The following is a 7318-nucleotide window of genomic DNA, read 5'->3' as shown; positions in this document are numbered from 1 at the left end:
GGGGGGGCGGGGGGCCCCCCGGGGGGGGGGGTGGCCGCCCCTCCCGCCTGCATTCAGTACGACACTCGTATTACCTGTGCCGTATTGCGTGCGCTGTCTGCATGCGTCAGCGAGCCCCGGCGGCAAGCTCCTTGGCCGCCTCCGTGAGGTCCTTCGCGGTATCGATGGCCCGCCAGTACGCCCCGTTCGGCAGCGGGTAGCCCGCGAGCCGGCGCTCGCGCGCGAGCCGGGGGAAGGTGGTCCGCTCATGGTCGCCGCGGTCCGGCAGCAGCCCGACGAAGGCCGCGGAGAACACGTACACACCCGCGTTGATCAGATAGGGCGACGGAGGCGACTCGATGAAGTCGAGGACATGGCCGAACTCGTCGGTCTCGACGGCTCCCCACGGGATCCGGGGGCGGGCGAGGGCGAGCGTGGCGGTGGCATCGCGCTCGGCGTGGAACGCGGCCATGTCGCGCAGCGAGAAGCGCGTCCAGATATCGCCGTTGGTGGCGTACCACGGCTGATCGGGCTCCGGCAGCCGGGCGGCGGCGTACTTGAGGCCCCCGCCGCGCCCCAGGGGCTCGGTTTCCACCACGGTGGTGACACGCAGCGGAAGGTCCGCCGAGTCCAGCCACTCCTGCAGGACCTCGGCGAGATGGCCGCACGAGACGACGGCGTGCGTCACGCCCTCGGCGGCGAGCCAGGCAAGCTGATGGCCGATGATCGGGGTTCCCGTTCCGGGAATCTCGACCATCGGCTTGGGACGGTCATCGGTGTACGGGCGCAGCCGCGACCCCTGGCCGCCCGCGAGGACCACGGCCTGCGTCGGATACGTATGCATGCCGTGAACCATAGGCGGGGCGGACAGGGAGCCGGCGGTCAGCTCCCCGCGGTCTGCTGGGAGACCCCGTACGCGAACGACGTGTCGCACACGGGACGCGAGAACGACTGCGCGCGGGTCGGTCCGTACGCGGCCACGGCGGCGCGGCCGAGGGCCCGGGCGATCGACATGCAGTGCCGGGCGAGCGACGGGCGCTCCTCGATCCGCCGCTGGAGATGGGTCAGGGCGATTCCCGGATCCTTCTCCTGGAGTTCTACGAGAAGCTGGTCGCGCAGAGTGTCCTGGGGGGTACGGGCGATGGCCGGGATTGAGGCGGTGTCCGAGGAAGCGGTCAGAATCCGCGAGTCGGAGTGGTCGGCCGCCCACGGGACGCGGGCGACCGCGAGGGTGCCGGAGAGCACCAGGACGACGGGCAGTACGAGAGCGAGAGTTCGGCCGATACGGCGGGCTGTGTGGGTCACGCTGGCGAGCGTAGCGGTCAGTGATGATTTGGCGACATTTAGTCACTCTGCCGGGGGATGGTTCGATAGGTTTTTTCGAATCCAGTGTTGACAAGCCCGTCTGAAATGACCGGTCTGCCGGGGTATTTATCGACATACGCAAACGGCCCCGCACCGAAGTGCGGGGCCGTGCGGACGAATTCGGGCCGTTGCGCGGCGCGAACGCGTGGGTGCGCAGGTGGATCAGTCAGTCAGACGCTCGCCGGTCGAGGTCGAGAAGACGTGCGTCTCGCCCGCGCGCGGCACGACGTGCAGCGTGGCGCCCTTGTCCGGCACGGAGCGGCCGTTGACCCGGACCACGAGCTCCTTCTTCTCGCTGCCGAGGTCGGCGGTGCCGTAGACGTAACCGTCGGCGCCCAGCTCCTCCACGACGTTGACGGTCACGGCCAGACCGGCCGGGGCGTCCTTGGAGAGCGCACCGGCGGCGCCGCCCTCCTCGACGATGTCGAAGTGCTCGGGACGGACACCGACCGTGACGGTGCTGTCGCCCTTGTCCGCGGCGGCGGAGAGCGCCTCACGGGAGACCGGGACGACGCTGTTGCCGAACTTCACGCCACCGTCGGTGATCGGCACCTCGACCAGGTTCATGGCGGGGGAGCCGATGAAGCCGGCGACGAAGAGGTTGGCCGGGCGGTCGTACATGTTGCGCGGCGAGTCCACCTGCTGGAGCAGACCGTCCTTGAGGACCGCGACCCGGTCACCCATGGTCATGGCCTCGACCTGGTCGTGGGTCACGTACACGGTGGTGATGCCGAGGCGGCGCTGCAGCGAGGCGATCTGCGTACGGGTGGAGACACGGAGCTTGGCGTCCAGGTTCGACAGCGGCTCGTCCATGAGGAATACCTGCGGCTCACGCACGATGGCGCGGCCCATCGCGACACGCTGACGCTGACCACCGGAGAGCGCCTTCGGCTTGCGGTCCAGGTACTCGGTGAGGTCGAGGATCTTCGCGGCCTCTTCGACCTTCTTGCGTATCTCCGCCTTGTTCACGCCGGCGATCTTGAGCGCGAAGCCCATGTTGTCGGCGACGGACATGTGTGGGTACAGCGCGTAGTTCTGGAACACCATCGCGATGTCCCGGTCCTTCGGCGGCAGGTGCGTGACATCGCGGTCACCGATACGGATGACGCCGCCGTTGACGTCCTCAAGACCCGCGAGCATGCGCAGGGAGGTCGACTTGCCACAACCGGAAGGACCGACGAGGACGAGGAACTCGCCGTCCGCGACATGAAGTTCGAGCTGGTCGACAGCGGGCTTGGTGGAACCCGGGTAGACACGGGTTGCCTTGTCGAACGAGACAGTTGCCATGGTGATGTGTCCCTCCACCGGCAGGAACGTGCCGGACGATCCGAGTAAAGGAATGGTTCTGCCGCCGTGGGGCGGAAGATGGGTCTAGTCCACCTGGGTGAACTTGAGGTGACGCTACCTGGCGATCCCTGATCTGTCAGTAGTCCGGCGGACATGAAATTCCCGACCGGCCGGTGATCCAGGCCGGTTACACTGCTCCGGCACGCCTCCTTAGCTCAGTTGGCCAGAGCAACGCACTTGTAATGCGTAGGTCGTCGGTTCGAATCCGACAGGGGGCTCCGCGAAGCCCAGCCCAGAGACGCCTCTGAGCTGGGCTTTTCCGTTCAACGAACCCGGCGACGGCGCCGGCGCGCGTGCCGCCGGGAGCCCAGGCCGGTGGTGGGGGCCTGGGCTTTGGGGGGTGTTCAGCGGCCGGAGATGCGGTTGGCGGTGCGGGCTATGGGGTGGGTTGTGGTGGTGCGGGCGGTGGATTCTTGGCGGTCGGCGGTGCGGTAGGCCGCGTACATACCGTGGACGCCGAGCCAGCGGAAGGGTTCCGGCTCCCATTTGCGGACCTTGTGGTTGACCCAGGGCAGGGTGGTGAGGTCCGTGGGGCCCGACTGGCCGGAGTCCTGCTGGATCAGGTCGCGGAGGGTGCGGGCCGCGAGGTTGGTGGTGGCGACGCCGGAGCCCACGTAGCCGCCGGCCCAGCCGAGGCCGGTGGAGCGGTCGAGGGTGACGGTGGCGCACCAGTCGCGGGGGACGCCGAGGACGCCGGACCAGGCGTGGTCGATGCGGACGCCCGCGGTGGTGGGGAAGAAGCGGACGAGGATGTCGCGCAGGGCTTCGATGGTGGCGGCCTGGGTGCGGCCGTCGTTGTCGGTCTTCGAGCCGTAGCGGTACGGGTAGCCGCGGCCGCCGAGGGCGATGCGGTCGTCGGCGGTGCGCTGGGCGTACATGTAGGTGTGGGCCATGTCACCGAGGGTTTCGCGGCCGTCCCAGCCGATGGTGTCCCAGATGGCGGCGGGCAGGGGCTCGGTGGCGATCATCGAGGAGTTCATCGGGAGCCAGGTGCGGCGGGCGCCCTTGAGGGCCGCGGTGAAGCCTTCGGTGCAGCGCAGGACGTAGGGCGCGCGGACGGTGCCGTACGGGGTGATGGCGTGTTTGGGCTTGATCTCGGTGACGGGTGTCGATTCGTGGATGGTGACGCCGAGCGCTTCGACGGCCGCGGCGAGGCCCTTGACCAGCTTGACGGGGTGCAGCCGGGCGCCGTGCGGGCTCCAGCTGGAGCCGACCGCGCCGGTGACGCGGACGCGGTCCGCGGTTTCGCGGGCGCCGTGGAGGGTGCGGTCGGTTTCGCCGAAGGCGATCTCGGCGGCGTGGTGGGCCTTGAGGCGGGCGAGCTGGGCCGGGGTGTAGGCGACTTCGAGGACGCCGCCCTGGTGGATGTCGGCGTCGATGTTCTCCTCCGCCGCGGCGCGGACGACTTCGTCGACGGTGTCGTTCATGGCCTGCTGGAGGCGTACGGCGGCGTCGTGGCCGTGGAGCCGGGCGTAGCGGTCGCGGCCCGCGATGCCGTTGTAGAGCCAGCCGCCGTTGCGCCCTGAGGCGCCGTAGCCGCAGAACTTGGCTTCGAGGACGGTGATGTTGAGGAAGGGGACGGCCTTTTTGAGGTAGTAGGCCGTCCAGAGGCCGGTGTAGCCGCCGCCGACGATGCAGACGTCGGCGGTCGCGTCGCCGGGGAGTGGCTCCCGGGGGGCGGGGATGCCGTCCTGCGCGTACCAGAAGGAGATGCCGCCGTTGATCGTGCTCGTCATGAGGGTGTTCGTACACCGTTGTTCGTATTTTTGTCCAGGTTCTGCCGGGGGCGGCGGCCGCGGGTGAGGGGGTAGCAGGCGAGACCGATGAGGACGGCGGCGAAGTGGCCGAGGTCGGTGAAGCTGCGGCTGGTGAAGAGCGGGGTGCCGAAGAAGATGAGGACGACGGCCAGATAGGGCAGGTGCCAGGGGCGGGGGACGCGGTAGGTGAGGACGGCGACGACTCCGGCGAGGGCGTAGCTGACCCCGACGTCGAGGGTGTTGAGGGCGGATTGCGGGGCGTGGCCGTGGTGGATGGCCCAGCCGAGGACGCCTTCGCTGATGAGGGTGGCGCCGATGTGGGCGAGGGCGACGACGGCGAGCCAGCGCGGGGTGCCGAGCCAGTGTTCCGCAGGGGCGTGGAAGAGGGTGTACAGCAGGGCGTAGGGGAGCCAGCTGCCGCTGTCGATCCAGAAGGCGCTGGCGATGAGGACGCGGACGGGGTTGGTGGACAGTTCGTGGATGTTGGTGGAGCGCTGGAGCAGGAATTGCTTCTCGAATTCGGGCGACATGTGGTGGAGGGCGACGGTGGTGACGAAGAGGGCGGCCAGCCAGAGGTAGGTACCGGGGGCGCGCGTGATCCAGGTACGGACGGTGTGGAGGATGCGGCGCATGGGCCGATTCACGCACGGCCGCCGGATCCGGGACGTGATCGACATTCCGGATCCGGAGTGGGCGGCGCTCGGCCCCGATCTCGTGTTCGTCGCGGGCGCTCGGCCCCGATCGGTGTCCGTCGCTCGGTCGCCGCTGGCGCCGTGGCCGGGGAAGAGGGCAGGCTGCGGTCATGATTCGTACTGCCACAGCCGCTGATGTTCCGGTGATCCACGCGATGATCCGTGAGCTGGCGGCGTATGAGAAGGCTCTGGACGAGGTCCGGGCGTCCGAGGAGCAGCTGCGTGAGGCGCTGTTCGGTGAGCGGCCCGCGGCGTTCGCGCATATCGCGGAGTCGGACGACGGGGAGGCGGTGGGGTTCGCGCTGTGGTTCCTGAGCTTCTCGACCTGGCGCGGGGTGCACGGCATCTATCTGGAGGACCTGTACGTACGTCCTGAGCGGCGCGGCGGCGGGTACGGTACGGCGCTGCTGACGGAGCTGGCGCGGATCTGTGTGGAGCGCGGCTACGAGCGGCTGGAGTGGTCGGTCCTGGACTGGAACGAGCCGTCGATCGCGTTCTACCGGTCGCTGGGCGCGCGGCCCAAGGACGGGTGGACGGTGTTCCGGCTGACGGACGAGCCGCTGGGCGCGCTGGGTGGGCCCGCCGCCGACTAGACGGCCAGGTGTGCACGGCGTCAGGTGCGCGCGGCGGCTTCGGCCGCCTCGCGGCTGCGGGGTGAGCCGGCGGTGACGAGGACCGCGGCGATGACCGCCGCGACGACCAGGATGACGGCCGCCCAGGCGATGGCGACGGTGAAGCCGTGGACGGTGCCCGTGTTCACGATATTGGCCTTCTCGGCCGGGGTGAGGCCGCCCTTTCTGGCCGCTTCGGCGAGATGGGTCGCCAGGTAGGCGCTCGTCGTGGTCGTCGCGATGGTGTTCAGCAGCGCCGTTCCGATGGAGCCGCCGACCTGCTGCGCGGTGTTGACGGTCGCGGAGGTGACGCCCGCGTCCTTCGGGGGCACTCCCGAGGTGCCGGTGGCGATGGCGGGCATGAAGGTGAGCCCGAGGCCGAGGCCGAGCAGCGTGGTGCCGGGCAGGATGTGGGCCGGGTAGCTGGAATGCGTGTCGATGAAGGTCAGGGAGTACAGCCCGCCCGCGGCGAGCAGCAGTCCCGGGGTCAGCAGAAACCGTGGCCCGACGCGGGGCAGCAGCCGGGCGGAGATCTGGGTGGCTCCGATGATGATCGCGGCGGACAACGGCAGGAAGGCGAGGCCGGTCCTCAGCGGCGAGTAGCCGAGGATGTTCTGCAGGAAGTACGTCATGAAGAGGAACGCCCCGAACAGCCCGATGGTCGTCAGGCACATGATGAGTACGGAGCCGCCCCGGTTGCGGTCACGGACGATGCGCAGGGGCAGCAGCGGGGCGGGCGAGCGGGTCTGCCACCAGGTGAAGGCGCAGAGGAGCGCGATTCCACCGAAGAGCAGGCCGAGGACGAGCGGGGCGGTCCAGCTGTCGGACTGGGCTTCGCTGAGTCCGTAGACGATGGCGACGAGTCCGCCGCAGCCCAGGATGACGCCGGGGATGTCGAGGTGCGCCCCGCGTGTGCCGGCCCGGTCGCTGAGGAGGGTGAACGCGCCGATGACGGCGATGACGGCGATCGGGACATTGACGTAGAGGCACCAGCGCCAGCTGAGGTATTCGGTGAGGACGCCGCCGAGCAGCAGGCCGATGGCGGAGCCGCCGCCCGCGATGGCGCTGAAGATCCCGAAAGCCTTGGCGCGGTCGTTGCCGCTGGTGAAGGTGGTGGTGAGCAGCGAGAGCGCGGACGGGGCGAGGAGGGCGGCGAAGACGCCCTGGAGCGCGCGGGCGGCGAAAAGCATCTCGGGGCCGCTGGAGGCGCCGCCGATCGAGGACGCCGCCGCGAAGCCGATCAGTCCGATGATGAAGGTGCGCTTACGGCCGACGAGGTCGGCGATACGGCCGCCGAGCAGGAGGAGTCCGCCGAAGGCGAGGGTGTACGCGGTGATCACCCACTGCCGGTTGCCGTTGGTGAGGCCGAGCTCCCGTTGGGCCGAGGGCAGCGCGATGTTCACGATGGTGGCGTCGAGTACGACCATGAGCTGGGCGGTCGCGATGACGGCCAGGGCCCACCAGCGGTGGGTGTCGGTCTCGGAGGTGTCGGTCTCGGAGGTGCCGGGCTCTGGGGGCTCTGGGTCCTCGCTCATCGAGATCTTCCTTCGCAGTGGATCTCTGTCGG

At 69.5% G+C, this 7318-nt stretch carries 7 protein-coding genes and 1 tRNA gene; 2 read left to right on the top strand and 6 right to left on the bottom strand.

Annotated features, from left to right (window positions below; genetic code table 11):
- Positions 1-106: 106 nt before the first annotated feature.
- From ACFVWW_RS18350 to ACFVWW_RS18340, 3 genes are all read right to left on the bottom strand, one after another.
- On the bottom strand, positions 107-823 hold the full coding sequence (locus tag ACFVWW_RS18350; RefSeq protein ID WP_384178625.1) for an NDP-sugar synthase: 717 nt from the start codon (positions 821-823) through the stop codon (positions 107-109).
- Between the two features lie 38 nt (positions 824-861).
- The gene (locus ACFVWW_RS18345; protein ID WP_386878578.1) at positions 862-1284 is read right to left on the bottom strand and encodes a hypothetical protein; all 423 of its coding nucleotides are present in this window, start codon (positions 1282-1284) and stop codon (positions 862-864) included.
- A gap of 222 nt (positions 1285-1506) precedes the next feature.
- The gene (locus ACFVWW_RS18340; RefSeq protein WP_384178631.1) at positions 1507-2631 is read right to left on the bottom strand and encodes an ABC transporter ATP-binding protein; all 1125 of its coding nucleotides are present in this window, start codon (positions 2629-2631) and stop codon (positions 1507-1509) included.
- Between the two features lie 204 nt (positions 2632-2835).
- Here ACFVWW_RS18340 and ACFVWW_RS18335 point away from each other — a divergent pair.
- Positions 2836-2909, top strand: a tRNA-Thr gene (locus ACFVWW_RS18335).
- Between the two features lie 126 nt (positions 2910-3035).
- Here the strand turns inward: ACFVWW_RS18335 and ACFVWW_RS18330 are convergent.
- Both ACFVWW_RS18330 and ACFVWW_RS18325 read right to left on the bottom strand, forming a co-directional pair.
- Positions 3036-4427 carry an NAD(P)/FAD-dependent oxidoreductase gene (locus ACFVWW_RS18330; RefSeq protein ID WP_386878579.1) on the bottom strand — a complete coding sequence of 464 codons (1392 nt, stop codon included), beginning with the start codon at positions 4425-4427 and terminating at the stop codon, positions 3036-3038.
- Complete coding sequence (locus ACFVWW_RS18325) at positions 4424-5080, bottom strand: rhomboid-like protein (protein WP_386878580.1); 657 nt, start codon at positions 5078-5080, stop codon at positions 4424-4426. The genes ACFVWW_RS18330 and ACFVWW_RS18325 overlap by 4 nt, the downstream gene beginning before the upstream one ends.
- A 170-nt stretch (positions 5081-5250) precedes the next feature.
- Between ACFVWW_RS18325 and ACFVWW_RS18320 the strand changes: the two genes are divergently transcribed.
- Positions 5251-5733: a GNAT family N-acetyltransferase gene (locus ACFVWW_RS18320; RefSeq protein WP_386878581.1), complete on the top strand. Its 483-nt coding sequence runs from the start codon at positions 5251-5253 to the stop codon at positions 5731-5733.
- A gap of 20 nt (positions 5734-5753) precedes the next feature.
- Here the strand turns inward: ACFVWW_RS18320 and ACFVWW_RS18315 are convergent, their stop codons facing one another.
- Positions 5754-7286 (bottom strand): MFS transporter, encoded by a 1533-nt coding sequence (locus tag ACFVWW_RS18315; protein ID WP_386878582.1) that lies wholly within the window; start codon positions 7284-7286, stop codon positions 5754-5756.
- Between the last annotated feature and the right edge of the window lie 32 nt (positions 7287-7318).

The sequence above is a fragment of the Streptomyces sp. NPDC058198 genome, assembly GCF_042882605.1.
Lineage (GTDB): Bacteria > Actinomycetota > Actinomycetes > Streptomycetales > Streptomycetaceae > Streptomyces.
This window is presented reverse-complemented; position numbering and strand designations above follow the sequence as displayed.